The organism is Candidatus Melainabacteria bacterium (genome assembly GCA_003963305.1).
In the GTDB taxonomy this organism is placed as follows: Bacteria; Cyanobacteriota; Vampirovibrionia; order Obscuribacterales; family Obscuribacteraceae; genus PALSA-1081.
Window position 1 is genome coordinate 153,675 of the sequence record RXJR01000031.1, and the last position, 26,347, is coordinate 180,021.

Below are 26,347 nucleotides of genomic sequence, written 5' to 3' on the forward strand. Positions count from 1 at the left end.
CAAAACTTTCTGGGATTCTATGGTCACAGAGAGCACCGACCCCAACCAAATCGGAAGGCGAACAATGACCAGAGAAACAGCCGATCGCTTGGACAATAAAGCCTTCCAACATTCCGACGTTAGCGCCAAACTGAGTGTTTCAGCGGAAGATATGCAAGCATTTTTCAAGACCGAGCGGTCATCCTATTCAAATCAATCAAAACCAGCGCAATTTCTCGACATGGGTACAGCCGACAACCTTTACGGCTCGTGCGGCACAGCCAGCCCAGTCAGCGAACGCAGCTCGCACACTGAGAGCAAACATCATAAGGCTGAGCATAAGGCTGATCCTCGCACCGGCGTCAAAGACTTCGAGAATTGGGCCAAGCAACACGAAGGGCAAGAAGACTATTTCTGGCATTCACCACAGAAACACGATATGGATCCTGGATTTGATCAAGTGAATAACGAAAATGGAGAAGTATTTGATCCCGACTTCCATATAAACTATCCCAAGAGACAGATTCTGACTCCAAAGGAAGCAGAAAAATACTACTAGTTATTCCGAACGATTATGCGTCAGGCGTAAGCTCAGGAATCAAGTCTATAGCTCTAAAATCAAAGCTATAGCACTGGGATCAAGTCTATAGCTCTGGAATCAAGCCTGTAATTTTAGAATTGCCACCGCGCACGGTGCATTTCTCAAAACGAAATTGATTGTGTGCCCGAGAAATAATCCCTTGCCCATTTTTGGTTCGGCACCGAGAACTATCAAATCGGCATCCTGTTGTTGTGCTGACATGATGATAGCTTGAGCAGCATGAGCAGCAGATTGAACAAGAATGGCGTTAAACTCCACGTTCAGTGCATTCGCCAGTTCCTTCAAAGAACCTTCAATGTCCTCAGTGATATTGCGTTGAATTTTTTCCCCACTCTTTGTCTCTTCACTGTACAGATCTTCCAGTTCAGACTCGGCAATGCTCAAAATGGTAACTTTGGCGCCCAGTGAGCTGGCCAATGAAATTCCGAACTCACCAGCGCTGACAGACAGTTCTGAACCACTGACCGGTACGACCACCTTTTTGATCTCTCTGTCACCACTTTGATCAGGATCATAGACAACCAGAACTCTAGTGCTCGTATTCAAAATGACGTTATCGACAAGTGGACCGAACACATGCTCGGCACCAGCAAGGGGCTTATCGGTAGCCATTACCAGCAAGTCATAGCCCAGGTTTGCTTCATCAACAATGACCGAAGTTGGATCGTCAGATTTGACGGTGCGCTTTTCCAGACCCACTAGTTTCGTATCGATGGATTTCGCAATGCTGGCAAACGGTTTTTCATCACCCGCTGCATCAGGCGGTTTTACCCAGAGCACCACTGTCTCGATAACCTGTCGTTTGCCTATGCTATCCAGTAATTTCCCGATGAACCGATTTCGAGCTTTTCCGGAAGTGGGCCACAGCACACGCCTGATACTGCTTAAAACGGTACGGGCGCGACGCTCTTCTTTCGCCAGTCGAATCTGCTCCTCCTCGGTGACCTTAACTTTACCGAGAGACCACTTCATCAACGGCGGTGCCACAGCCGTCGAGAATAGCGACACAAAGATGACGATCGCCAGCATATCCAGACTAATGATATGCAGCGAATATCCGAGCATCGCCAGAATCAACCCCATAGAACCTTTGGCATTCGCACCAACACCGATAGCGAGCGATTCCCACGCACCAATTTTGGAGAGTTTGCCCGCAGCGTAACAACCGATCAATTTGCTTGCCATTGAAGTTGCACAGAGGAACAAAGTGATAGCGGCCAGTTTGGGGTGCAACAACGAGCCCAGATTGACGTTCAATCCAGAGGCAGCGAAAAATATCGGAGCGAAAAACCCCATCGTCACAATCTCGAGCGGACGCACCACTTTGTGATTGATTACCGGCGCTTGCGACAAGATAACGCCTACAGCAAAAGCCCCGAGCACAATGTGAATGCCCAGTGCTTGAGTGGTGGCAGCACCCAAAAGCAACATAACGATCATCGCTGTAATCAGTCCGTCGCTCGTGGAGACTTTATCATTGACCCAACGAAGCAGCCGGAAAAACATAAAGCGCCCAAAATAGACGATCGAAACAAATCCAATCGTTCCGATAATTGCCGTCAGCAACGGATTACCGCCACCTCCCGAGGCACTCTTTGTATCGGATAAAACAGCAATTACTGCAAGCAATAAGCAACAAAGCAAATCATGCGAAAGCGAAGCAGCGAGAACTAATTGCCCGACATCGCGCTTGAGCAGCTTCATGTCCATCAAAATTTTCGCTACTACCGGCACCGAAGAGACGGCGAAGACGGTGCCGAGGAAAACTGCAAAAGCCAATCCTGCTGACGGGTCGCCTCGCAAATCAGCCGGCAGAATTACGGAAATTCCCGCACCCACAACCAGAGGCAGAAACAAACCAATCAATGCTAAATAGAGTGCCGGTTTTCCGAGACGCTTGAGCATCGACGTGTCGGTTTCCATGCCCGTCAACATCAACAGGAAGGAGACGCCAATCCAGGAAACAGCTTCTATCAATTTAGATTGAGAGCTATCCTGCGGAAATAGTTGGATCGATAGGTCAGGAAAAAAGTTGCCGAAAAATGTCTGGCCTAAAACCAACCCCGCAAGAATCTGCCCGATAATGGCTGGCTGACCAAGGCGAACCATCAACTCCCCGAACAGCAATGATGCTAAAAGCAGCACACCAATTTCAAGAAATAACAAGAGCACTGCGTGCTCATTCAGCGTTTTGCTTTCATGAGCTTTAGGAGTCGCAGATGGAGGAGCCGTCCGTTTCATCTCCTCCATTCTTCTCTGAAGCGCTTCCGCCCATTCAATGGCAACCTTATCAGCGGGTTTGCCAAAAACAGCACTGTCTTCAGCAGTGACACCGCATATGGGGACGTTGCCCAACATTAGTACTGGCACGCCATCAAGTGCTTTTCGTACACTCAATTGACTGGGGTCATAATCTGTCGTCGCGGCAATCGTCTGTAAGTGCGAAGTAATGCTCTGAGCCCGGTCTACTGCTGACATCACAGGCGTATTGGTAACAGTAAAAACCTTCTCTGGTCCAAGGTACACGTCGCAGTATTCAACTTGCCTCCAGGCACTGGCGCTGACCGGGAACATCAAGAAGGCGACTATTAATAATGCGAATTGTTTAAGCTTACAAATGATCTTGACGTCCTGTATATATTCTCGAGCGCCACGGCGCATGGATGGCGCATTCAAGCTTTTGAATTCGACGGAGAATTTAAGCTGGCGAACCCAAGTATTGCACATTTCAGGCGTCGATCGCAGCCGTAGATTATACTGAATTCGGCACACATGGCTAATTCCAAAAGAGATCCAAATGAAAATAAAAAGAGTTCCTGCAGCACTGTTTTCGGGTTGTGCGCTGTGCGCTTTAATGACGGCGCCAATGGCTCAAATTGCTTCTGCTAATGACTTGATTGCCCAGGCCGGTTCAACGTCTTCGACGCAAACTCCTTCATTTCTCAAACAAGCCGGTCAGATGCTTCTGGACAATGCGCAGAAGCGTGTCATCAACAACTTAAACCAGAATTTGCAGAATCAGCAAAATCCTAAGACTCAACCGCAATATCCAACTCAACCGGATTCGCAATATTCGAGTCAGACGGATTCGCAATATTCCAATCAGACAAATTCACAGTATCCAAGCCAAACAAATCCATATCTTCAACCCAACCCAAGTCAAATCAATTCGCCATATCCGAACCAGACAGGCGGTCAATACCCGTACGGAACCAATCAACCAAGCTCAATACAGCAGAATGGGCAATATCCTTATGGGTCGCAATATCCAGCACAACCGAACGCCCCGCTCACAGGTGCCGCCTCTGTATCAGGTGGTGGAACTGCAGCAGGCACTAATCTGTCTACAGGTAGCAATCCGACCACAGCTCCGCAGCGCAAAGTCTCTGCACCCTGTCGTTCGTGGCTACCTCCTGATCAGACACCAGTTGCATGTCTGTTATGTATCCACGGTCTTGGATTGCAAAGCAATTCATACGAATTTTTTGGCAAGGAACAATCCCGACGCGGTCTGGCCGTCTACGCAATCGACGTGCGAGGCTTCGGCTCCTGGATGAACGCAAAAGGCAAAACGAAAGTCAATTTCGATGAGTGCCTCGACGATATAAAAACAACACTCGAATCAATTCATGCTGCCAATCCCGGCAAGCCAGTTTATTTACTGGGCGAATCAATGGGCGGCGCGATCGCGTTGAGAGCGGCATCTCTTTACCCCCAGCTTGTTGATGGCTTGATTTCATCGGTTCCAGCAGGTGAACGCTTCAACCAGGGAAAAACGAGCATGAAAGTCTTCCTGAATCTGCTCACTGGCTTTAACGTCGCCAACGTTGGCAACGATCTTGTCAATCAAGCAACGCAGAATCAAAAGTTGAAAAGTCAGTGGCAAGATGACCCGCTGGCTCGATTGAATTTGAGCCCGCAAGAGCTGATTCAATTCCAGGACTTCATGAACTTCAATCATGATGCAGCTAAAAAAGTCACCGACATGCCGGTGCTGTTTGTCCAGGGCACTGGCGATCAACTCGTGAAGCCGGAAGGAACATGGGAATTGTTCAATGATGTTGCAGCTAAAGACAAATCGTTCTTCGCTGTGCCCGGTGAGCATCTGATTTTTGAAGAAGCACAAACCCAGGACCCCGGACCACGTGATCAAAATTTCCGAGTCATATCGTCGTGGTTGACGGCCAAAGTTGGCAGGCGTGTTCGCCGCGGACCGATGGATGGCATCGGGGCTCCTGGAGGACCCGGTGGTGGTTACGGTGGCGGTTATGGTGGTCCAGCAGGATTTGGCAGTCGCGCTCCCATCAATCTCGCAGGATTGGAGGGACCGGCACAAATGCTCGATAACAGGCAATATACCAATGCCATCAACGCACTTGAACAAATTCGCGCACAAAAACCTACGGACCCGAACGTTCTGGCTCTTCTCGGCAAGGCATATTTCCAGAGCGGTGCTCCTGAAAAAGCTGGACCTTTGTTCAGGCAGGCAATGCGAATTCGCCGAGCCGGTGGCGATCAGGCGCAGGCATTCAACTCATATTTGCTCAACATCGGAGGACAGGGCATTGGTGCAGCGGGCGGTTATGCCGGTGCGGGTGGTGCAGCAGGCGGATATTCGGGCGGGGGTGGTGCCGCAAGCAACTACACTGCGGTCGGTTCCGGCGCTGCGCCGGCTTCGACTCCAACGACACCAGCCCAGTCAACGAGCCCGTTCGACAAGCTTAGCAGTCTGTTCGGACTTAACACTACAGGCAGTGCCTCACAGATCTTCGCACCAGCCAGTAAAGCGAAAGTCTATGCATTTTATGCAAATTGGGCAGACCAGTGCAAAGGCATGAACGATGCTATGGCGCAACTCGCCAACACCTATGGTGACCGGGTCGAAATAAATCGCGTCAACATCGAAGATTCAGCCAACGATGCGCTTGCCGATAAGTTTAAAGTCGGACCAATTCCAACGGTTGTATTCGTCTCTCCGACCGGTAAAGTCGGACAGACAATTATCGGTGAATCGACCTTCAACAATTACGCACGAGCCCTCGACTCGGTAACTAAACTCCAGTAAAAATTCCGGTAAAAGTACTGAGAGATCTTTGGCGTTTACGTCAAAGGTCTCTTGACGTAAATGCAGCTCCGACTTGCTCATGCATCAACGATGCTAAAAGGGTAACTGACGGAGGAACTTGAAATGCCGACAAAAGCACTGACTGACACGAATCAAAAAACCAGAGAAGTACAAACAGAAAAAACAACCAGGTCAACGAAAGCAAACAAAACAGCAAAGTCGATGAGATCAGCAAAGTCGATGAGATCAGCAAAATCGATCGAATCAGAAAAGACAACCCAATCAAAATCAAGCAGTCGAAGCGCAACAAGCTCGCGAACGAAAGCACCAGTTTCGATACCAATCAAAACTGAGGCGTTGCGAAAAGAGACGATTGCGAAAGCGATCGAAGAGCGGGACCCCGCAACACAATTTCAAGTAGCTCTCATGTACCTTGATCCGTCACTGGATCAAATAAACTACTCGAAAGCGGCAGTCTGGTTCATGAAGGCAGCGCATAGCGGTCATAATGCAGCTCAGTATAACCTCGGCTTACTGTATATGTCCGGCAAGGGCGTAGCACGCGATTTCCGCAAAGCTCACGAGTATTTTTCACTGGCAGCGGCGGGAAATTTTGCGGAAGCGCAAAACAATCTGGGCTTCTTATATGAGCGCGGACTGGGTGTTGACTGCGACCAGCGTCAGGCATTTACCTGGTACGAATTATCTGCAAACAATGGATTAGCAAAGGCTCAATACAACGTTGCATCTATGTATAAGGTAGGCGTTGGCGTAGACGCCGACGAACAGCGAGCCTTCAAATGGTTCCGCAAAGCAGCAGAGCAAGGGCACAGAATGTCCAAATACAATCTTGCCTGCGCCTATGCAGATGGTGTCGGGACCATGGCAGACCCTATAGAAGCAGAAAAGTGGTTTATTTCCTTCGGCAAGGAGTCGGATCTCAACTTCCAGATCGAACTGGGTCTGAGATTTTATGCCGGTCGAGGTGTCAATAAAGACTACGATAAAGCAGCCAAATGGCTGTGCAAAGCAGCCAAGCAAGGCTCCTCAAGAGCCTTGTACAATCTGGGCATGCTCTACTTCTGCGGTGGTGCACTTCAATTGAACAAGAAAAGTGCACTGCGGCTGGTGCGCATGGCTGCAGAACGCGGCTATCCAAAGGCAAAAGCGTTTCTAAAACGCTATGAAAATGGCAAGCCGAGTGAAATAGACCACGGCAATCCAATCTTCGACGTGGACTAATTTAGGCTCACGCCTAAATTAATCCACCGGAAGTGTATCAGGACTTAATCCGTTCTAGAACGCGTCTTTCAGACTGCCACCAAGATCGCTTAGACCAGTGCCAACCTTCTTGCCTATGTTGCCGATCGGCTGAAATAGCGCTGATATCTTCGAAGTCGATTGCCCGTTGTCAAGCTTATAGGCGGTCTCCTGACAAGCAGTGGCGCGTTTGCTGATTCTTTCGCGTTCCTTTGCCGGCAAATTCGGTTCAAGCGTCAGATAGGCCTTGTAATGGAGATTGGCTTCGCGCAAGGAAGCAGAATCCTTTTTGCCGTACTTTTCCAGTACTTCTGCAAGACCAAGATGCGCATCAGCCAGTCTTGGATTCGCATAGGCGGCAGCACGGTAGTTGTCAATCGCACTGGCGAGTTGTGCTCGTTTGGCCAGATCATTTGCCAGCGTCAACGATTGCTTTGCCTTGTCTCGTGCCGATCCAACATTTGCTAAGCCACGCTGTGCTCGGGCGTTGTTATCCGGTCCGGGGAAACCGCCTGCCTTCTTGTAGGCAGCAGTAGCGCTGTCCAAGTCGTGAATCAACAAAGACATATCTGCAACAGCAAAAGCATCATCGGCATTTTGACAGTCAGCAATCACAGTATTCATCGCCTGACTGGCGTCATTGAACTTAAACTGAGCCTGGCAAGCCTGCGCATAAGCGATGCGCTCGGGATCATTGCTCGGTACTCCAACTGCAGATAGATCTACAGTTTGACCTGATAGAGCGCGCAACTTGCAATCAGCGAGTCGCAGCTGCAAATTGTTTGGATTCAATTTTATTGCTTGCTGCAACATGCGCTCAGCAGCTTCGAAGTTGTTCGAAACAAAAAATGCACCCGAAGCTTCCTTCTGAGATTTGAGCATGAGAGCAGTGGTCATGCCATTAACAGCAGAAACGTCTCCAGGAGCGTAGCTGAGCACAGTGTTGTACTCCTTCAACGCATCGTCGAGCTTATCGCTGCGCAAGAGCACATCGGCTAATTTACGATGCAGATCAATATTGTCTGGTTGCACCACCAAACCAGATCGCAATTGGGCCGCCGCGAATTCCAGATCACCGCGACCATTGTAGATGTCTGCGAGCCGAATGTATGCGTCGGCGTATTCAGGCTTGATAGCTATGCAAGCGTTATATTCTTTGATCGCCGCAACAGAATTGCCTTGCAAACGATAGACATCTCCCATTACGAGATGAGCCGGCGCGCTATTTTTATTCAGCGAGAGCGCAGTATTCAGTTCATCGTGTGCAGCATCTAGCTGTCCAATTTTGACCAGAGCTTTTCCCAGCGCGTAGTGAGCGGCACCGTTACTGGAACGGAGTTTGATTGCTTCTTTGAAATCTGCAATCGCACTTGAGGTATCGCCTTGATCAAGTGAAATCAACCCGCGATTTACGAAGGCAACACCATATTTTGGTTCGGCAGCAATTGACTTTGCGAAACTTGCTTTTGCCTGGGCGGTATTACCCTGCGCTTTTGCGATCAGTCCCTGCACCAGCAAACCTTCCGGCATATTCGGATCGGAACGCAACGCCAGTTCAACTTCGGATTGTGCGCGTGTAAGCAGCGCGGCACGTTGATTGATAATGGTCATCGATGAAGATTGCAAACGGTTCAGAGTAACGAACGCTATACCGACATGGGCAAGTGGATTCTGCGCGTCGATGGCGATCGCTTTGTTGAACTGCTGCTCAGCGCCATCCAATTTGAACTGCAAAGCAAGGGCAAAACCAAGTCCGCACATCGCATTTGTATCTTTGGAATTCTGATTGAGCGCCGTTCGAAACGCATCGGTGGCTTTGGCGTAGTCACCACTCATCAAAGCAGCTTCGCCTTCTTTAACCCCGGCGCTGACGCTGCCTTTAAAGATCTGGTTTTCAGTGAAAGCTGGTTGCACCGTTGGCGTCACAGCGCCTTTGGCCAAGACCGCAAGTGGTCCAGCCATGATTGATATCGTGACCGCGGTGGCTGCAGCTAACTGTCGGTGAAAGAATTTTGTGTTCACTTTAACTTCCTCTTAAACCAGTGATTGGACTTTCTAATCAGTCTTGAAACCAACTATGCAAAAGTGATATAGCCGCAGGCATATCGAAAAGATATCCAAACGCGGACAAATCAATATTTGCAATCCCCGAGACCGGGGTGCCTCATCAATTTAGCATGTACCTGTCGAGCTTTCCCTTCATTACTCTCATGAAGCTTTCTCCGCGCTTATCCAGCAGAACCAGTGCCTCCAAAAGAGGCGCACAGTTGATGCTCAGAAAACCGAAGTTAATAGGCTTGCAATTTCGACGGCAACGATTTATCTGGAAGATTCAACGTCTGCACCAGCCCGATGCGTTGCAGAGCCTGAAGCACGAGCCAGGACACATCGATTTCATGAGCAGCGAAGCCGCTGCGTGCAGAACCAGGAAAGGCATGATGGTTGTTGTGCCAGCCTTCTCCCAGAGTCAAAAAAGCTATCCACGGAACGTTGACGCTATTGTCTGACGTCTCGAAATTTCGATATCCATATTTAGGAATATGCGACACAAGATTGAGAATCAACGGCATCTGTTGCGCGGCTATACCAGCGAAAACGCTCGCCAACGCTATCCTCGAATCGACTAAGAAAAATAGAGAGATGCGCAGTAGAACACAAATGACAACGCATAAGAAATAGCCGCGGTAGAGATGCCCATCCTGATCAAGAAAGCGGTACAGAGGATCTTTCAAGAGGTCAGGGGTGAGCGCAGCCGGCGAAGTCTCATTCGTGTATCTAAACTTCAACATCCAGCCGGCGTATTGATAGAACCATACGGCGGATGGACCATGAGGATCTGCTGCCGTGTCGGGATGTTTGTGATGAGCGCGATGAATTACCGCCCACGTAATTGGCGACCCTTCCATCGCCAGGTACCCGGCAAGCACGAAAAAGTATTCAACCACTTTGCTGCATTTAAAAGATCGATGCGACAGAAAACGGTGATAACCAACCGTGACACCGAGCATGTGAACTGTGTACAGCAAAACAAAGGCGACTATAAATTCAATCATACTGGCACTTTCTGCTTTAGTTTTGACTGAGCGTCACGCAATTGCAGCAGGTACTCATGCAAGTGTTCCGTAAACAGTCCATGCAGTACAAAGCGTTGCGAAAGGTGCAGTGGTCCCACCAGAAACATCGGATAAGTATTTCCAGCCAGGGCGGCGATCTCAGCATGCCCTGTGATGCGCGCCGCACGGATTGCAAGCGATTGATCGAATTGCAATGAATTGATAGATCGCTCATATTCAGAAGCCTTCAAGAGAACACAAAACAAAGCTTTGAATAATTCGTGAGCAGTTTCGAAGTCGACTACCTGTGCAAATTTCCGCTTGTTTACATCGAACGGAAAGTCAATATCGCGCATCAAAGAAAAGTCCAGTTTCTCCAACGGCACCGGCCAATCCTCCTCGGCTACGCTACCGAGGTCATGCAATGAATTGAATAGAACAATGTCGTGATCGATGAAAGTCTGTTTCATGAAATCATCGATCTGGCAGGGATAAAGATCTGCAGGTGGAGTTTTGCAGTTCTTACTATTGGCAATGACGAAATTGATGATGTTGGATTCCGTCCAGAAGTGACGCAAGATAATGTAGTTAGCTTCTGGCGTTACAACATTTTTCATAAACCAACAAATGGTCGCCTGCAATGCGTGATGCGCTGAAAACTGAATCGGAAAGAGCCGCTTCAAAAAATATGCAGTGCACAGAGTGATAGTCGCGCCTAACCGGCAAACATGCATAACCGTCAGGCGTAACGGATGCTTCAAATTCACGAGCCAGCAACGAGCCGCTTCTTTGTCCATGGGCAGGCTATCATCGATTGCCAGAACATCGAACAATGATGGGTCGGCGCGATTATACATTGTCTAATTCCTCTAACTGCATCGCATAAAGTCGGCTGACCACCTTGGCGGTCTTCACTATTTTATCGGATGCAGTTTCAGCATGTTGGTCGAGCAAGGCATAAAGTTTCTCGATGTGAGACTCGTCGTTTGCACCGTGATAGCTGAGAAACTTAGTCTTAGAAGGTTCGATGCAGAGCAAATCCTGAATGCGACCCGCCCACTTGTTAGCCATTTTCTCGCCCAAGCCCTCGATGATAAACATGGCACCCAGAAGATCGAGCGGATTCGGCTGGCTGGCCTGATTGAGAAGGTACGCGGCAAGCGCCTCCGTTCCGATGTTTCTAGGTGCACTGCGGATGGTATCGCGGTCTCCACCACAGGCAACATAGTCATTCTCGATCAATTCGTAATCACGGTGCTCCTCCAGGGCGTGGCGGATCACGACAGAACGAACCTCCGCGTACTCCGATGTGAAGCTGGACGCTGCCCGCGTAATCCAACGCGCACCTTCAACAACTTGCGGGCGCAAATTACGCAGCAGAGTCATATAGTCTTCGTCAGAAAATGTTCCCTGCTCAAGACGTCGAATGATGGGAACGCGATTGAGCTGCCGCTCAAATTGCAGCCAGACCGCCAGCAAATCACGTAAAGTCAACTGACCTGCCAGGCTGAGCGTCGTAGACTTATCTGCGGTAATCATTGTTTGCCTCCGACGACTGTGAGTTTCATGTATGCAGTTGTAAATCTACCGCTCTCGGGGATCGTACAAAAAAGCGTCTGACCCTCTTTCAATTCACCGCTCTGATAAAGCTCATCCAGCATAATGAAAATTGAAGCGCAACCGGTATTACCTTTGGTGTACAGGTTCGTGAACCACTTCTCTTCAGGCACCATGCAACCGGATCGAGTCAGCAAATCAACGATTTTGCCTCGAAAAGTATGCGAAGAGTAGTGGCAAACGAAATAGTCGATTTCCTCGGGCTTGACCTTACCTTGCTTGATCAATCGCAAGAATCCTTCCACACCTACTTTGACGATATTGTCCAGAATGCGAAGATTCTGTCTCAATAGAAGCGCACCGGAACGCTCCGCATCAGCGTAGGTTTCATAGTCTTGCCATGAGCGCTCGCGCAACAACGTTGCAGAGTTTGTCTTTCGTGCCGACTGCTGCAATTCACTCAGTTTCTCCAGTGACGGCGCCGCAGCAGATGCAGGTGAATAGTGCCCAGCCGACCATTGGCTTTGATCGGCGGTGCCGCAGGACATACATAGATCGAAATCTGACGCATATGACATCACCTCAATCCAATCGATGCGCAAACTGATTCCACGAGGACGCGGCTTAGATTCAACCAGAAGTGCACCCGCACCGTCACTGAGCATCCAGCGTAAGAATTCCGCCTCCAGATCTAATGCTTCATGCTTGGCTGCTTCATATCTGCTCTTCTTCAGCAATCGAGAAGCAAGCTCAGAAGCGCACACAAGTGCCGTCTGCTTCTCACCCAGTTTCACTTGATTTGCTGCCGCCTTAAGCGCCATCACACCACTGCTGCATACGCCGTGAGTGCTGACTATTTCGCAGGCAGGAATATCCAACTCGGCTTGAACCATGCTTGCCAGGCCTGGCAAGGGTAGGTCACCTTGCGTCGAACCAACTGCGAGCAAATCAATATCATCACTGTCTGCAAAGGCATTATTCAAACAATGCAATGCAGCTTGAGCGGCGAGTTCGCTGCACTGATAGGTGCTTTGTTGATTATGATTCAATGCGTAGTGCCGGGTTTTAATGCCGTTTGCACGCAGAATTTTCTGTTTCAGTCTCGACGGTTTTCCATTCACCAGTCCGAGAATCGACTCTATTTCATCGTTGCAAATCGGAGGTCCCGGTAGAAAACTGCCAGAACTAGTTATAAACGCTTGTTGAGTGCTCATTTATGTAATCCCCTTAGAATCAGGATTGATTGAATGCCGGTGACGCCAACAACGAATGAATTCCTCTAAAAACGGCAATACATCAGCGAATAGCATCAGTGCGACGTAGCCGCAAACGTACCAGAAATCCAGAGGTTTCTCTCTCAAAGTGAGAGTCATCTGACCGTTCCAGTTGAGTGTGATCAAATCTACAAATGCATTCCAGTTGATGCAAATAATCAAAGCTACAATCACAAACGGCAAGACTTCGAGAAAGCTGTGTACATGAGTTTCCATAATCGAGATCTCACGCTTGTTTAGCGCGTATTTCACGTCGTGATGTGCGACCCACTCGTGAAACACCAGCACCGCAAACATGAGCAGAAGCAGCAAGACGTTGATTGTGAAAAACAAACCGAGGAAAACTGGAATTCCGATTTGTATTCCCATAACAGCGTGATAGACAGATTCTTTCATGCCGGTCGTCAACTCGATTTTAGACTTCCGGTGGCAGTAATAGTCAGCAAAACCCATAACGAGCCAGAGCGGCAGGCAAACATACAAGATCATGTTGAATAACAACCGGTCAGTTGTAATGCTGCGAATATCCATTTCGACTCCTGCTTCCCGACAAATAAATGATGTCAAGGAAGCTGTATGCCCGAGCGGGAAAAACAACAGTTCACTCAGTGATCGGGTTATTGTAAAGCAATTGCAAGAACAACGGTGATGGACAAATCCAACAAAACACTTTACATTTGCCATCGCAGGCACACTCAAATGGAGCGCATCAGTCCGAAGGCAATCGCACTTCATGGAGCGCATCCGTCCCGGATGCACCTGAATTGCTCAAATAGAGCGCATCCTTCCGAAGGCAACCGTACTCCATGGAGCGCATCCGTCCCGGATGCCCTAAGACGTCAAATCGAGGTCAATGTGAGCAGTTTTTTCCAGGAAGAAGACCCAACACCGCCAAACCCACGTTCTTATGAAGCATTCGGTCCAAAGCCCGAGAGCCTGGCAGAGATTGCAGAGAAGGCGAAACTCGATCATGGCGAAAACAGTTTCGAATATGCTTCTGCTCTCGTCAAATTGGGAGATGCGCACATGGTTCAAGGTCGCCTCGCCAATCCACGCGCGCAAGAGTGCTATGAGACGGCGCTGCAAATTGTGCAAAAAACCGACAACAGCCTGGCCGAAACAGCATTTGTGCTCGACAAATTAGCAACAGTCAAGCACTCTTCAGGTGATACCGCGGGTGCTGCTACCGATTTGAAATCAGCGATGGAGTTATGGCAACTACTCGAGGCCGAAGCAAGGTTCGTTACAGATACTTATATATCCAGACGCGCCGAAGATCTGGAACGAATGGAAAAGGTAGTAGCTTTTGAAAACATTCGCCCGCCTGAGTTGTGAACCGTAACGCCGCCACAAATTAATCACTCAGCAAAAACTCAAATCAGAGAATTAATTCCGCCTTCGCGCAGCCTTAACCTTGCCTTAGTCAATAGCTGCGACAGTACGCTTGTCGTTAACAACAAGACAATTTACTTCTCTTTTGAGGAATGACAAATGTACGGAAACCTGAACGATATCATCGAAGTAGAATCCTGGAACACATCAGGTAGCAGCACCCAATATTGGCTTCGAAAAGAGGAACTCAAACTGTTGATGCAACGCATACAATCGATTGCAGAGCAACGAGCCGAAACGAACGCCAATTCGCAATTACGTTGCGCGGAGCATGAAAAGCTAAACTACCCGATTCGATAGACTCTGCACTCGACAGAGAACCTGCAACAGTAAATCGACAGGGCTGCTGCATCCAATCCACAGGGTTGCAAATTCAACTGACAGGGCGCAGTTTAGCTCCAGCACTTGCCTGCAAAACTTTCAAAGCATTTGTAGTTTGCTGCACACCATCATCATCGTGAGCCTGTTGATAGAGATAGTTCGCCTTCTGGTACTCAGCGATTGCGTTGGCTTTGTTTCCCATTCTTTCATAACACTGCGCCAGCATCAAATGCGCATCAGCAAAGCGCGGCTCCTTCCCAACAACGATGGTCAAGTCCGGAACGGCCTTTGCGTACTGTTGCGACGCATAATAGGTGACCGCTCGCTGCCATCTTGGATCTAGACTGTCTGGGTCTAAGCGCAAAGCAGCATCGCAGTCAGCAAGAGCTCCCTGGATATCATGCATCAAGCGCTTAACCGCGGCTCGTCCGGAATATGCAGACACCGCCGAATCTCCAGTGCTGCGCAAAGCAAGAGAATTGTTGAAATCAGCGAGCGCACCAGGAAAGTTGTTTAAACTGGCATGACAATAACCAATGTTTGTCAGCGAGTCCGGCTGAAGAGGAGCGATTCGCAACATTGAATAATCGGCGATGGCATTCAAGTAATCTCCAACAGCGCGACGCGCATCAGCCCGATCCAAAAGAGCCTGCACGTTCTGCGGATCTTTATCAATAGCCTGAGTGAAATAGTTGATCGCGGTTGTGTAATTGCCTTGCTGATATGCCCTGTAACCCAGATCGTCGAGATCCTGAGTGCCCGCACTAGCGAAATCTCTTCCGCGCTCGCCTCTCGACAGACGTTTACACTCACCTCGGATGCTGCCGTCATTGGCTGCATAGACTGGTGCGCTGAGAGCCATCAGGCTTCCTATCATCAGCACGCTCAAACTCAAAGCTTTCAAATTCTGCATTACCGTTAATCCCTTGAAGTCGAATAAATCTACTTGTGCGGCGTTCAAAATCAGTGCCCTCCCGATAAGCTGGTAGGACCGGGATATTGCTTCTGAATGGCTACCTTGTCTCCGGGCGATAAAACATCATTTTCATCAGCATAGGCGGGGCTCGCCTTGCCGGTTTTCAGCAAAAACGGGGTCTGCGCGTACTGCATAATTGACGTTGTATCTAGAGGTCCCAGGGCCAGGGCATCCGTATCTTCATAGGTTGCGATTTGCGAATAGCTCATCTGCGGGCTCCAACCTTGCGTAGAGACGAAATAAGTAAGCAGCCCCGGCTGGCGACCAGCTGAATCTGCCATGTAAGTGCCGCTGTTGTCTTTCGTCGGTACGTAGCCATAGTCGTCTTGCCATCTAATCTCAGTCATGCCACCAGCAAAAGGATGCTGATGTTCATGCAAGAAACCGAGTGCGTGACCAAACTCGTGCAGAATTGTACCGGTGTAGAATCTGCCCAACCGCTGCCAATCAGTAGGGTCCAGGTTCATTGATTTCTGGTTCGGAGGCACAACAGAGACACTCTGCTGACCAATGACAGACCAGTATCCATCCTGCCCAAAGCCAATGCGGATATCCGCACTGTATTTAGTATCACTGGGGCTCCACTTTCTAAATTGTCCTGTAGCCGGATCTTTGAAATCGAATTTGATATTTCCGTATTTCGACCATTCAGGAGCGGTGTCGGCGATCTTCTGACAAAGCGCAGGATCACCACCATTGAACGCAACCGTGATTGTTTTTCCTACAGGCCACTTAGCTGACGGCGCAAAAAGTGCTCTTCCGTTTTCAACTTTTGGTGATGCTTTATACATCGCCGCGAGATTCTCGACAATCATTGGAGGCGGAGGAACAACATCCCGTCCCGGCAGTCCACCCGGGTTGGGATTTACGAGGTTAGCAAAATAGGCGCAGGTCTTTGCTCGATCCGGATTGCTTGCAGCGTTCAATCGCGCTGCGGTCATGTACTCGTTGTAAGCATTCTTTCGATCGCCCAGGAAGCGATAAGTTTCAGCCAGGTGTTCATGAGCAGATGTATTGTCGGGATTCACACTGAGCACGAACTTCAAATCATCACGAGCATCACCAAATTTATTGATATCAAAATTCGCTATGCTGCGCACCCATCGCACCTGCACATTGTCGGAATCAGCGAAAACCCCATAGTTAGCGTCAACAAATGCACTGTTGTAGTCGCCTCTGTCGATACTTATCGCAGCACGTCCAGCACGAGCCTCTGGGTCACCGGGATTTTGAGCGATTGCTTGACTAAAGTCTTGCCAGGAGCCCTTAAAATCACCAGACTGCAGTCGCTTCCATCCACTTGCAGCTAACGCGCTAATGGTGGAACGACTCTTCGATGGTGCGGATAACAACGTTTTGGTGACATCGGTCTTCAGATCGGCGTTGAACGCATCATACGCTGAAACTGGAAGCGTTCCGCACACCACGGCCAAAACCGCTTGCAAGACGATGAATGATTTTTTCCCATAGCGATGCTTTTTTGCCTGCATTGTTGCTCCTGCTATCTGGACGGCGACGACGAGGGATCCCTATTTATAGAATTGGAGCATCATACCAACTCTACAAGCCCCGATGTTTTAAATGCGCCAAGACGCTCACCAGTGCCACAGAATCGAATTTATGAAATAGCAAAGCGCGGAGCCAACCGACCGCACAAACAGGTTGTCATACGGCCGATTGACGAAAACGTCAAATCGAGTCTGACGTTCTCCTTCTAAAAGGCGAGCGCCCGGAAAACTATTCTAAAGACATCGGTTGACGACACACCGCCAACAAATTCTCACCCACTGGAGGACGCAATCATGTTTTCGAATTATCTGGTAAGACTCTACACAGCAGTTGCTTTAGCGGCTTACTTCTGCTTTCTGATCTTGAATCCGTTCATGAACGATCACGGCAATAATCACGAATTCGTCATTGCATTCTTCACTACCACTGGACTGCTGGCAACGGTGCTGATTCTCGTTGCCAAACACGATAGAGTCGGCGCACAACTCATACCAGTCGATTTCTGGCCAGGTCGCAATGGAATTTTGACAACAGTAAGGTTGGCAGCTTGAGCTTCGCCCACAAGTTTGAACACAGAACCAGGATGAGCCTCTCGAGAATTCGAGAGGCTCACATCCTTTCAGCCCTTTCAAGCAATTGACGAAAACCGCAAGTCGACTCTGGCGTTCTCATTATTCGAACAAATGCAACCAGAAACTATCCTGAAAGAGTCGGTTGAATGACCGGAACAACGAATCGAACGGAGGAACAGCATCATGTTACTTATATGGAGTGGAGTCGGTCTTTTGATACCAGCAATCGCTGTCATATGCAGCTTCGGAACAGCCATGGTACTGGGGCACTCGGTACCAGACAATGCAATCAATTTCATCTCAGCTCTCACCACCGCAATAGTCTTAGCAGCAGCAGGACTCGAATTACGAAGACGAGAAATTCGTCGCCATCTGTACTGGATTCCAATGGAATATTGGGCAATCGGAGCAGGCATTTTCGCCATGACATGCATACCGAAGTTTTTCAGCGCCTGAGTTCCAGCGTCCATGAACAAACAAAAAACGAGGATAGGTAAGAGAAAGGGCAAACAGAAACAGAAAAGATAAGGAAAGAGAAATAAACAAGATAACGAGAGAAGGAGAAAAAAAGAAAAGAAGAAAAGGAGAAGAAGAGAAGAGAAAAACAACAAAGGAATCCCGGCATCAAAGGAAACCAATTAGTAGATGAAGCGAAAACAGTAAAGGAGGAACTAAACAAACAACTGATAAAAAGCACAAAGAAGGTTCGATTGCCAGGTCGAACCTTCTTTTCGTTTTAGCTAAGATTCACGCTAATGATTGCAGCTGATACATTTTGCGCAGAACGAAACTAGCTGCTCAGGACGAAACTCGCTTCAATGCGTTACGCGCGAATTCAGCATTAGCTGTGTCATTCGCAGCAGTAAAAGCATCGACCGCTTTCTGGTATTGCTCGGCTGCAGCTGGCTTTCTGTTGGTGTGCTCATAGACGTATCCAAGTAGCCAGTAACCATCTCCACTCTTTGGATCAAGTTTGATTGCTTGCTGTGCATCAGGCTCGGCGACTGAATACATTGAGAGATAGGTCAACGTATTTCCCCTGAAGAAATGAGAAAAGAACCAGCCGCCGCCGCTAATGTCGTTCGCAACACACAGATCAGGCAAAGCCTCAGCAAAATTGTTCGCAAGGAAGCGTACATAACCTCTGAAATACCAGATAACGGGATCGCTACAGTCTGAAGCCAGCGCCTTGGTGAGGTCTTCGGTTGCCGCCTGCATGTCTTGAGGCGAACCAAAAATATGAATCGCAGCTCTAGTCTTAAGAGCCTGCGCGTAAGTAGGGCAAAGACTCAAAGCCTTATTTTCATCAGCCAGAGCTTCTGGGAATTTATTGAGCATGTAATAGAACGAACCGCGATAGGCATATGCAATGGCACTATTTGGATACTTCGTAATCGCTTTTGTGGCAACTTCCACCGCAGCCTGATTATCACCTGCATTGGATTTGGCAATAGCTTCAGTGACAAGCGGAATGGCAGGATCATCGTCTCGAACAGCGGGTTTATGGAGAGTTAAGCGTTTGGAGTGCAAAACCCCGGTCCCAGCAACATACGCTGGTGATTGATGTGCTGAAATTTCAGCGCGTGCAGGATTCACCAGAGCGACTGTGTTGGATAGCACAGAGGCCAGTGCAAAACCAATTAGCACAATCCCAGAACGCTTCATCGTAGACATCCCAAATCCTCCAGACGACTTTGAACCATTCAACGTTTAGCACAACTCTTCAATCTTTGTGTCAAATACCAGCAGTCTATTTTTGGCTGGAACTACACTACAGGAGAAAGAAACACAATAATACAACGATGTCTTAAACAAATATCCAATTCAACGACCAAAGGAAACAAAGAGGGAATTGAAATCATAGAGGACATTGAAACGATAATGCCTGGTCTTTAAGACCAGGCACTCCGTCGCTCTTATGCTTCGCGCTTCTCAAACCTTTTGCACCAGATCAGTAATCGTCTTCGTTAGCTGCTCAGTTTCTTGCTTGCTCTGGGTTTTTGCCACGACCTGAGCTTGCTTGTAGTCAGCATTGGCGTCATCCATATTGCCGAGTGCTTCATAAGTTCGACCTCGTGAGTTGTATAACTCAGGATCACTCGGGTCGATAGCCAGAGCTCGCGTGAAATCTTCCTGCGCCAGCTTATAGGAAGCCGTTTGCATGTAATAATTGCCACGTTGTTTATAAGCGTCCGCAAGTAATGGCGCCACTTCAATCGCCTTGTTGTAATCTGCCAGCGCTGCTTCTTTGGAGCCCATCTCAGCTTCTACAGATGCCTTTGCTATGAGCGTGGCAGCGCTAGCACTGTTTATGCTCAGTGCCGCATCGAAATCTTTGAGCGCGGTCTCAAAGTCCTTTTGATAAGCAGCATAGCGACCATTCTCTTGATACTGCTTTCCGAGTGAAAAATTGACAAAGTCGCATCCAACTTGATCGCCGTCGGCGAGAAGCAAGGACTTCGCTTCACTGAGATCATTTATTGCATCGGCACGTCGTCCGACTTCCCCGTTGCAGATACCGCGCTCATAATACGCGAGCGCATTGCGAGGGTCACTCTCGATAACTTTAGTAGCTTCCGAAATGCCTGATGCGAAGTCCCTCGTATACATAAGGATTCCAATCAGTGCAAGACGCGCAGATGTAAGATTAGAATCGATAGTGAGAGCCTTGTTTAAGTCAATACGCGCTTCCGAATAATCTGATGTTGCCAGACGCACTCTTCCACGCCCGTAATAAGCCATGGCATTTTTGGAATTCACCTGGAGCGCTTTGTCATACTCGTCGAGCGCACCAGTGAAGTCGCCATCACTTAGTTTCATGTCCCCGCTCTTTCTGTATGTTTCATCAAGCGTTTCAGTTTTGGATAATTCTTTCTTCTGTGGTTGTTTATATAGTTGATTCGACTCAGCAGCAGGAATCCGCTGCACGGGGCTGCTCCACATATCGCTATTAGCAGGTACGTCGCCGCTTTCCGACGGGAGTGCGCTCGATGATAACGCGGTAGAAATCCCAATCGTTATCGCCAAAATCAAACCGTTGATGCGTTTCAAATTAGTTCTGTTCATAAAGCTTCCTCAATTTAACGGGTTATAACTAGACCTTGATGGCTTACACATCTATCATCGCAAGCACCGTATTCAGTGCACATGATGTAAACACCAAAGAACATTGATAATAAAGTCACCATCCACATAACCACATCACAAGACTTTTCCAACGAAAAGCCGGCGATGCACTGAGCACCGCCGGCAATTCGCCTATCTCACCCGTCATTGAATCCGCGAAAGATCAGCTAACACCTGCGCACGACCTGGAGCCTCAGAGACAAACAACTTCGTCGCTTGTGAGAACAGATCACGAGCCATGTCTTTCTGATTGTTGGCTATCATGTGATTACCAATCTGATCGAGTACGACCCAGGCTACGGAGTTATTAGCATCGTAATCCAGTGCATTTAATGCATAGCCTGCCGCAACGAAGGTATTACCGGTTTTATCCGTCGCATTTGCAAGATTCGCCCAGGTTGTAGCGTCTCCATTATTGAGCTTGAGTGAAGCATTGAAGTTGTTGATTGCGGTATCGTACTCACCTAATCCATAATTAGCGCAACCCAACCAGTTGTAGCTGGAAGCCGAGGCATTCATTCCGACAAGCTTGGTGAAAGTATCCTTCGCTGCGGAATAATTCTTAGATTCGAATTGGCTCCGGCCAAGCATGAGAACGTGGTCAGCGTTGTTCGGTTCCAATTTAACTAGCTTTTGATATTCGGCGACTGCGTCCGTGTACTTACCTGCATTGAACAGGGCAGCGCCAAGCGCATCAACAACACTTACATCATCATATCCATGAGCAATTGCCTTGCGATACATATCAGCTGCTTCTGAATACTTCTTAAGGGCCGACGAACTCAAGTAATCAGCCAGATCATCGGCGCGGAAACCACTGTCAGGTTGCAATGCTAGAGACTTTCTCAAAGCAGCTTCAGCATCGCCAGTCTTGCTTTCATCCTTCATTAGGTTGGCTAATTCCCAATAATTACTAGCATCATCCGGTGAAATTTTGATTGCCTTGCGAATCAGTTCTTCGGCTTTATCATTATCTTTCGCATAAACACGATAAAAGAGGGCTGCATTCGCATCTACGCGCCCGTTGTTTCCGTCCATGCTGAGCGCTTGCTGCATCATATCCTTTCCTTTCGAAAGGTCACCGCCTGCAGCTACGGCAAGAGCCATTGTAGATGTGACAAGCGCGTCGCCACGTCTGAGGTCAATAGCCTTCTGTGCAGACTTAGCCGCATCTTCTGACTGACCAGCCCACAGTTGAGCATAGGACAAAAGACGATAAACATCTGCGTCATTGTCGCTAATCATGACAGCGTCGTTCAATGTCTTAATTGCCTTGCTCCATTCGCGAGTATCCATCTCATAGATTGTTGCAAGCTTCTTATAGGCATTTAGATCATTAGGTGACTGCTGAATCGCCTTTTCATATTCCAAAATTGCGTCGCTGGTCTTACCTTGCTTACCTAGCTGGTCTGCGTGATTCGTAGTCAAAGCTCCGGTGACAAATGTGACGACGTCCGTGTTAGCAGGAAGCATTTTGCCAATTCCAAACGTGCTTCCAGCAATTATTCCTGCGACCAGGGTTGCAATTATTCCGCCAGTAAAAATTCTCCGATTGTTTTCAACAACCTTTTTGACCGAATGAAGCTGAACAACATTTTTAAGAGGATTTTCCTGAGAATTGGTTCCGGTATTTTGATTTGTTGCGGGTGCTTCGATTGATGATTGAACGGTGTTCATATTTTCTGTCGAGACCTTCACACTTTTGATCCTTTTTGCAACACGAACCTTTTTCTGCGGAGCCATTTTTACTTTGGCAACAGGCTCAACCTTCGCCTTAGCAATCGAATCTACACGTGTAATGGTGTCAACACTTTTAATACCGTCTCTTCTTGCAATGCTATCGAGACTGGCGATGCTTTCCACACCGGCAATGCCCTGTTCGTGAATGCAATCGCCTTCACCAGTACAATCGGCCATGTCGTGCATCATCAACGGAACCTTTCCAGCCCGATGCCGAACGGTGAACCGAGACGATTTAACAGCTGCTTTTCCTTTGACGCCATTTTTTGCATTTTCGGTGGAAACCCGAGCATCCTTAGTTCCTTTACCTTTATGAGTGTTCATAAGAAATCTCCTTCTATTTGGGTCAGTGAGCACGTTGTGGCTCTTGGGTGATGTCTCTATTACATCGAAACGCTAGCTCTGTGCCTCTGACAGGAACCGCACAAGGCTATTGACGAAAACGTCAAAACTCACTTTCAGAGAGCGCATTTTGGCCTGACCAGAGCAAAACCCCTCGCGTAAACGAGGGGTCTCTTGCTCTCTCCAAAAACTGATTAGACAAATGCCGCGATTGTTATGCAGTCTGCTGATATTGGGCAAGTTCATCAGCTACAGCCTTAGCGCGCTCACTGTCGTTGGCAGCGACGAATAGCTTCTCGGCTTGTTCGTAATCTGCAATCGCCTGAGTTCGCTGACCCAGCTTGGCTTCACAATATGCCCGGTCGAAGTAAGCTTCGGCGTTGTTTGGATTGTTAGAGATCTGGACGTTGAAGTTATCGACCAAACCAGCCCAATCGCCCAGGTCGGCCTTGAGCGCAATGCTGTTCTTCATAGCGCCTTCGTTGGTTGGATCGATGGCGATCACTTGATCGAATTCCTTAGCAGCAGCACGCCAGTCATTCATCAATTTCAATACGCTAGCTTTTGCTAGATGAGCATCGATGTACTTAGGTGCTATCGAAATTGCCTGGTCGAGAGACACCATAATTTTGTTGAAATCCATGTAATCGGCGTATTGAATCCAGGATTTGCAAAGATAAGCAGTAGCGTTCTTTGGATTAGCGCTGATAGCCTGTTCCACAGCTTCGTAGGCACCTTTGATATCTCCAGCATCCAAAAGTTTGTCGATTGCATTTATCAATTGCGTGTCATTCATCTGTACTCCTGACTCAGCAACAACTTGTGTTGAGGCGCCCTGGTCGGCAGCAAAGACAGGTACAACAGTTGTGGAAGCGGCGGAAAGAACGAGCAGTGCCGACATAATTTGGGCTTGAAATTTCTTGTTCATGATTTTTGTTCTCCAAAATGATTGAGTTAGTATGTGGAGCGCTTCGGCATCCACAACATCATTCTCGTTTTTGGAACCAGGAAACTGAATGACGTTTACGTCAAAAGCCTACTGACTGATTCGCCAATGCCAACAAAACGCCTACGCACAAAACCCCTCGCATTGGCGAGGGGTTTTGAATTTGAGCAGTACTCGAGCCTGGGTTTCGACTTTTCGGGATCAACCTCTGGCGTATGAATTACGCCTGCTCAAGCTTTTTGATCATTTCAGCGGTGGTCTTAGCATCCTCCTGCTGATTGTCAGCGATAAACAGTGACTCGGCTTTCTTTAAGTCATTAATAGCCTCAGAGATTTGTCCAAGCCTGTACTCAGCGAACGCTCTGGCGTAATAAAAAGTTCCATCGACCTTGTTGTTAGCAATGTAGAAATTCAAAAGAGAAACAGCGCCGGACCAATTCTTCATGGCAAACTTAATCTTGAGACTTTCATTGACGGCATCGATATTGTGATTATCCATGGCGATACATGTGTCGAAATCTCTGCCGGCTTTCTGCAGTTCATTCATGTCCTCATAAACCAGCCCACGCAGATAAATTGCATCGACATTATCTGGCGTATTCGAAAGAGCTAGATTGATCTGAGCGAGAACTGCCTCTGATTTCGCGTGAGACTTGTACATGACGAAGGCTTTCATTGCCTGAACAGTTCCATTCTTCGGATCTGCTTGTAACGCTTGGTCAACAGCATTCATCGCTTCCTGTATTTTGCCTGCGTTTGCCAGAGACTTGACGATTTTCCACAAGCTATCAGTTTTTACGGCCGTGTTCGCAAAGGTCGTTGAAACCGACATCGCGCCGGATTGCGAACTAGCATAAGCAGGTTGCAGAGATGTAAGAGTCGAAGCAAAAACAAGTACAGAAGCCAAGATTTGGGATTGAAGTTTGGTATTCATGGTGTAAATCCTTTTGGTGAGAGAGGTTCAGTGCCGATATTTCTATTTTGGTTCTCCAGGCTAAAAACCTGAATGACGAAAACGTCAAACCGAAGCCCGCAAAAACCGAAGCCCGCAAAACCGAAGCCCCCAAAACCGAAGCCCCCAAAACCGAAGCCCCCAAAACCGAAGCCCCCAAAACCGAAGCCCCCAAAACCGAAGCCCCCAAAACCGAACACCGAAACGACCACAAACCGAAGACCCCTCGTAAGAACGAGGGGTCATTCAGCTCTCTCCCAAAGTTTTGACTAGACAGCTTGAAGTTGCTGAAGGATCTGAGCGACAGCTTGAGCATCTTTCGTATCATTGGCAGCAACAAACATCGTTTGCGCCTGCTTGAAATCAGCGATCGCTGCTGATGTCTGACCGAGTTGAAATTCTGCGTATGCGCGGGCGAAGTATGCCATGCCATCAACCTGATTGTTGGCGAATTCAATACTCAAAACCGAGAGCATTCCGTTCCAATCTTTAAGCGCACACTTGACGCTCAGACTCTCGTTGATTGCATCGAGATCGTGATTGTTGAGAGCAATGCAGGCGTCGAAATCTGCGCCGGCACTCTGCAAATCATTCATGTCTTCGAAGACCAATCCACGCAGGTAGAGCGCATCACTGTAGTCTGCCTTCAGTGCAATAGCCTTGTTCAATTGCGTCAGAATCGATTTGCAGTCAGCCTTACTGCTGTACATAACGAAAGCCTTCATAACATAAGGAACTGGGCTGTTTGGTTCAGTGTCAACTGCTTGATTGGCAATCTTGAGTGCCTCTTCTCCGTTGCCAGCCTTGAGCAAGGCGTAGATTTGATTCCAGACAGTGTTGTAGTCTACAGAGCTTGATGCCGGTGTTGCGTAAACGGTCTTAGACACGTTGTTTGAAGCCGCAAATGATGGTTGAAGAGAAACTGAAGTTGAAGCGAGCATAAGTACTGCAGCCAAGATACGGGATTGAAGTTTAGTGTTCATGATGTTTATTCCTTTTGTAGAGAGTGAAATATTGGTGTTTTGTGGAGCACCTCGCATCCACATCTTCATTCTCGTTTTTGACAGGCAAAACCAGAATGACGAAAACGTCAAAACCGAGTTGACAGATTCGCCATCGAGCAAAAAAGAGCATCACGTTGGTGATGCTCTCTTAGCTTTCAGGTGGCTCTACGCTAGTAGGGCTATTGCATTACGCCTAGGCTGATGGTGCGGCGTAAACGATTTCACCGGTCTGAACATCGGCTGCGTATGACCAGTTCAGTGAATCGCCGTTGTCGAATTCAACTTTGCAGTACATACTGGTATTGCCGTAGGCGGTCCAGGTGGCATAGCTCCACGGTGATATGGTGCCTACATAGGTACCGTCTTCGTAGACATCCATGTACCAACCGGTCTTATTGTAGACGCGAAAAGCGCCCCAGCCGCTGGCTCTTGATTTCGATGGATTCGCTTTAGGCTTTTCCTTCGAGTTCGTTTTCTTTCCTACTTTGATGTGTGAATCTTTGCCGGAAACCTTTTCAGATTTAACGGCCGGTAATTCTCTCACTTTATATTTTGTGTCACTGGCTTCATCAGCAGCATTGACATTTGGCACCATTATCGCGAAAACCGCAAACATCGCCAGCATAAGTTTGAATAGTCTTTCCATCTTCACCTCTTTCTTATTGACGAACTCTCTGG

The 26,347-nt window shown here is 48.3% G+C and carries 24 protein-coding genes; 7 read left to right on the forward strand and 17 right to left on the reverse strand.

What is annotated here, in order from left to right:
- Positions 1-64: 64 nt before the first annotated feature.
- Positions 65-538, forward strand: coding sequence for a hypothetical protein (locus tag EKK48_27370; GenBank protein RTL36077.1), 474 nt, complete (start codon positions 65-67; stop codon positions 536-538).
- 99 nt (positions 539-637) lie between these two features.
- On the opposite strand, the gene EKK48_27375 is transcribed toward EKK48_27370, so the two are convergent.
- Positions 638-3,307, reverse strand: a complete 2,670-nt coding sequence (locus EKK48_27375; protein ID RTL36078.1) for a hypothetical protein — start codon at positions 3,305-3,307, stop codon at positions 638-640.
- A gap of 70 nt (positions 3,308-3,377) precedes the next feature.
- On the opposite strand from EKK48_27375, the gene EKK48_27380 reads away from it, so the two are divergent.
- Together EKK48_27380 and EKK48_27385 are read left to right on the forward strand one after the other, a co-directional pair.
- Positions 3,378-5,645 (forward strand): alpha/beta fold hydrolase, encoded by a 2,268-nt coding sequence (locus EKK48_27380; protein ID RTL36079.1) that lies wholly within the window; start codon positions 3,378-3,380, stop codon positions 5,643-5,645.
- A gap of 123 nt (positions 5,646-5,768) precedes the next feature.
- Positions 5,769-6,887, forward strand: a complete 1,119-nt coding sequence (locus EKK48_27385) for a sel1 repeat family protein (GenBank protein ID RTL36080.1) — start codon at positions 5,769-5,771, stop codon at positions 6,885-6,887.
- 54 nt (positions 6,888-6,941) lie between these two features.
- Here EKK48_27385 and EKK48_27390 read toward each other — a convergent pair whose 3' ends face one another.
- The 6 genes from EKK48_27390 to EKK48_27415 form a co-directional block, all read right to left on the reverse strand.
- Positions 6,942-8,927, reverse strand: a complete 1,986-nt coding sequence (locus EKK48_27390) for a tetratricopeptide repeat protein (GenBank protein ID RTL36081.1) — start codon at positions 8,925-8,927, stop codon at positions 6,942-6,944.
- Positions 8,928-9,193: 266 nt separating this feature from the next.
- Positions 9,194-9,958 carry an acyl-CoA desaturase gene (locus tag EKK48_27395; protein ID RTL36082.1) on the reverse strand — a complete coding sequence of 255 codons (765 nt, stop codon included), beginning with the start codon at positions 9,956-9,958 and terminating at the stop codon, positions 9,194-9,196.
- Positions 9,955-10,815, reverse strand: coding sequence for a hypothetical protein (locus EKK48_27400; protein RTL36083.1), 861 nt, complete (start codon positions 10,813-10,815; stop codon positions 9,955-9,957). The genes EKK48_27395 and EKK48_27400 overlap by 4 nt, the downstream gene beginning before the upstream one ends.
- Positions 10,808-11,497 carry a hypothetical protein gene (locus EKK48_27405; protein ID RTL36084.1) on the reverse strand — a complete coding sequence of 230 codons (690 nt, stop codon included), beginning with the start codon at positions 11,495-11,497 and terminating at the stop codon, positions 10,808-10,810. The genes EKK48_27400 and EKK48_27405 overlap by 8 nt, the downstream gene beginning before the upstream one ends.
- A complete protein-coding gene (locus EKK48_27410; protein RTL36085.1) occupies positions 11,494-12,729 on the reverse strand; it encodes a 3-oxoacyl-ACP synthase in 1,236 nt (411 codons plus the stop codon). The genes EKK48_27405 and EKK48_27410 overlap by 4 nt, the downstream gene beginning before the upstream one ends.
- Positions 12,730-13,305 (reverse strand): diguanylate cyclase, encoded by a 576-nt coding sequence (locus EKK48_27415; GenBank protein RTL36178.1) that lies wholly within the window; start codon positions 13,303-13,305, stop codon positions 12,730-12,732.
- A 339-nt stretch (positions 13,306-13,644) separates the two neighbouring features.
- Here EKK48_27415 and EKK48_27420 point away from each other — a divergent pair, with 339 nt between their 5' ends.
- Both EKK48_27420 and EKK48_27425 read left to right on the forward strand, forming a co-directional pair.
- Positions 13,645-14,124 (forward strand): tetratricopeptide repeat protein, encoded by a 480-nt coding sequence (locus EKK48_27420; GenBank protein RTL36086.1) that lies wholly within the window; start codon positions 13,645-13,647, stop codon positions 14,122-14,124.
- Between the two features lie 156 nt (positions 14,125-14,280).
- A complete protein-coding gene (locus tag EKK48_27425) occupies positions 14,281-14,481 on the forward strand; it encodes a hypothetical protein (GenBank protein ID RTL36087.1) in 201 nt (66 codons plus the stop codon).
- 73 nt (positions 14,482-14,554) lie between these two features.
- Here EKK48_27425 and EKK48_27430 read toward each other — a convergent pair whose 3' ends face one another.
- Together EKK48_27430 and EKK48_27435 are read right to left on the reverse strand one after the other, a co-directional pair.
- Positions 14,555-15,463: a tetratricopeptide repeat protein gene (locus EKK48_27430; GenBank protein RTL36088.1), complete on the reverse strand. Its 909-nt coding sequence runs from the start codon at positions 15,461-15,463 to the stop codon at positions 14,555-14,557.
- 2 nt (positions 15,464-15,465) lie between these two features.
- Entirely contained in the window at positions 15,466-16,968 is a 1,503-nt protein-coding gene (locus EKK48_27435) for a hypothetical protein (protein ID RTL36089.1), read from the reverse strand.
- Positions 16,969-17,280: 312 nt separating this feature from the next.
- On the opposite strand from EKK48_27435, the gene EKK48_27440 reads away from it, so the two are divergent.
- Both EKK48_27440 and EKK48_27445 read left to right on the forward strand, forming a co-directional pair.
- Positions 17,281-17,538 carry a hypothetical protein gene (locus EKK48_27440; protein ID RTL36090.1) on the forward strand — a complete coding sequence of 86 codons (258 nt, stop codon included), beginning with the start codon at positions 17,281-17,283 and terminating at the stop codon, positions 17,536-17,538.
- A gap of 204 nt (positions 17,539-17,742) precedes the next feature.
- Complete coding sequence (locus tag EKK48_27445; protein ID RTL36091.1) at positions 17,743-18,015, forward strand: hypothetical protein; 273 nt, start codon at positions 17,743-17,745, stop codon at positions 18,013-18,015.
- A gap of 342 nt (positions 18,016-18,357) precedes the next feature.
- Here the strand turns inward: EKK48_27445 and EKK48_27450 are convergent, their stop codons facing one another.
- The 8 genes from EKK48_27450 to EKK48_27485 all read right to left on the reverse strand — a co-directional run bounded on the left by EKK48_27450 (position 18,358) and on the right by EKK48_27485 (position 26,315).
- The gene (locus tag EKK48_27450; GenBank protein ID RTL36092.1) at positions 18,358-19,233 is read right to left on the reverse strand and encodes a tetratricopeptide repeat protein; all 876 of its coding nucleotides are present in this window, start codon (positions 19,231-19,233) and stop codon (positions 18,358-18,360) included.
- Positions 19,234-19,491: 258 nt separating this feature from the next.
- Complete coding sequence (locus tag EKK48_27455; GenBank protein RTL36093.1) at positions 19,492-20,625, reverse strand: tetratricopeptide repeat protein; 1,134 nt, start codon at positions 20,623-20,625, stop codon at positions 19,492-19,494.
- Positions 20,626-20,829: 204 nt separating this feature from the next.
- Entirely contained in the window at positions 20,830-22,749 is a 1,920-nt protein-coding gene (locus tag EKK48_27460; GenBank protein ID RTL36094.1) for a tetratricopeptide repeat protein, read from the reverse strand.
- 232 nt (positions 22,750-22,981) lie between these two features.
- Positions 22,982-23,695, reverse strand: a complete 714-nt coding sequence (locus EKK48_27465; GenBank protein ID RTL36095.1) for a tetratricopeptide repeat protein — start codon at positions 23,693-23,695, stop codon at positions 22,982-22,984.
- Between the two features lie 238 nt (positions 23,696-23,933).
- The gene (locus EKK48_27470) at positions 23,934-24,647 is read right to left on the reverse strand and encodes a hypothetical protein (protein ID RTL36096.1); all 714 of its coding nucleotides are present in this window, start codon (positions 24,645-24,647) and stop codon (positions 23,934-23,936) included.
- Complete coding sequence (locus EKK48_27475) at positions 24,644-24,877, reverse strand: hypothetical protein (GenBank protein RTL36097.1); 234 nt, start codon at positions 24,875-24,877, stop codon at positions 24,644-24,646. Before EKK48_27475 ends, EKK48_27470 begins: the two co-directional genes overlap by 4 nt.
- 57 nt (positions 24,878-24,934) lie before the next feature.
- Positions 24,935-25,789, reverse strand: coding sequence for a hypothetical protein (locus EKK48_27480; protein ID RTL36098.1), 855 nt, complete (start codon positions 25,787-25,789; stop codon positions 24,935-24,937).
- A 73-nt stretch (positions 25,790-25,862) separates the two neighbouring features.
- The gene (locus tag EKK48_27485; GenBank protein RTL36099.1) at positions 25,863-26,315 is read right to left on the reverse strand and encodes a hypothetical protein; all 453 of its coding nucleotides are present in this window, start codon (positions 26,313-26,315) and stop codon (positions 25,863-25,865) included.
- Positions 26,316-26,347 lie beyond the last annotated feature (32 nt).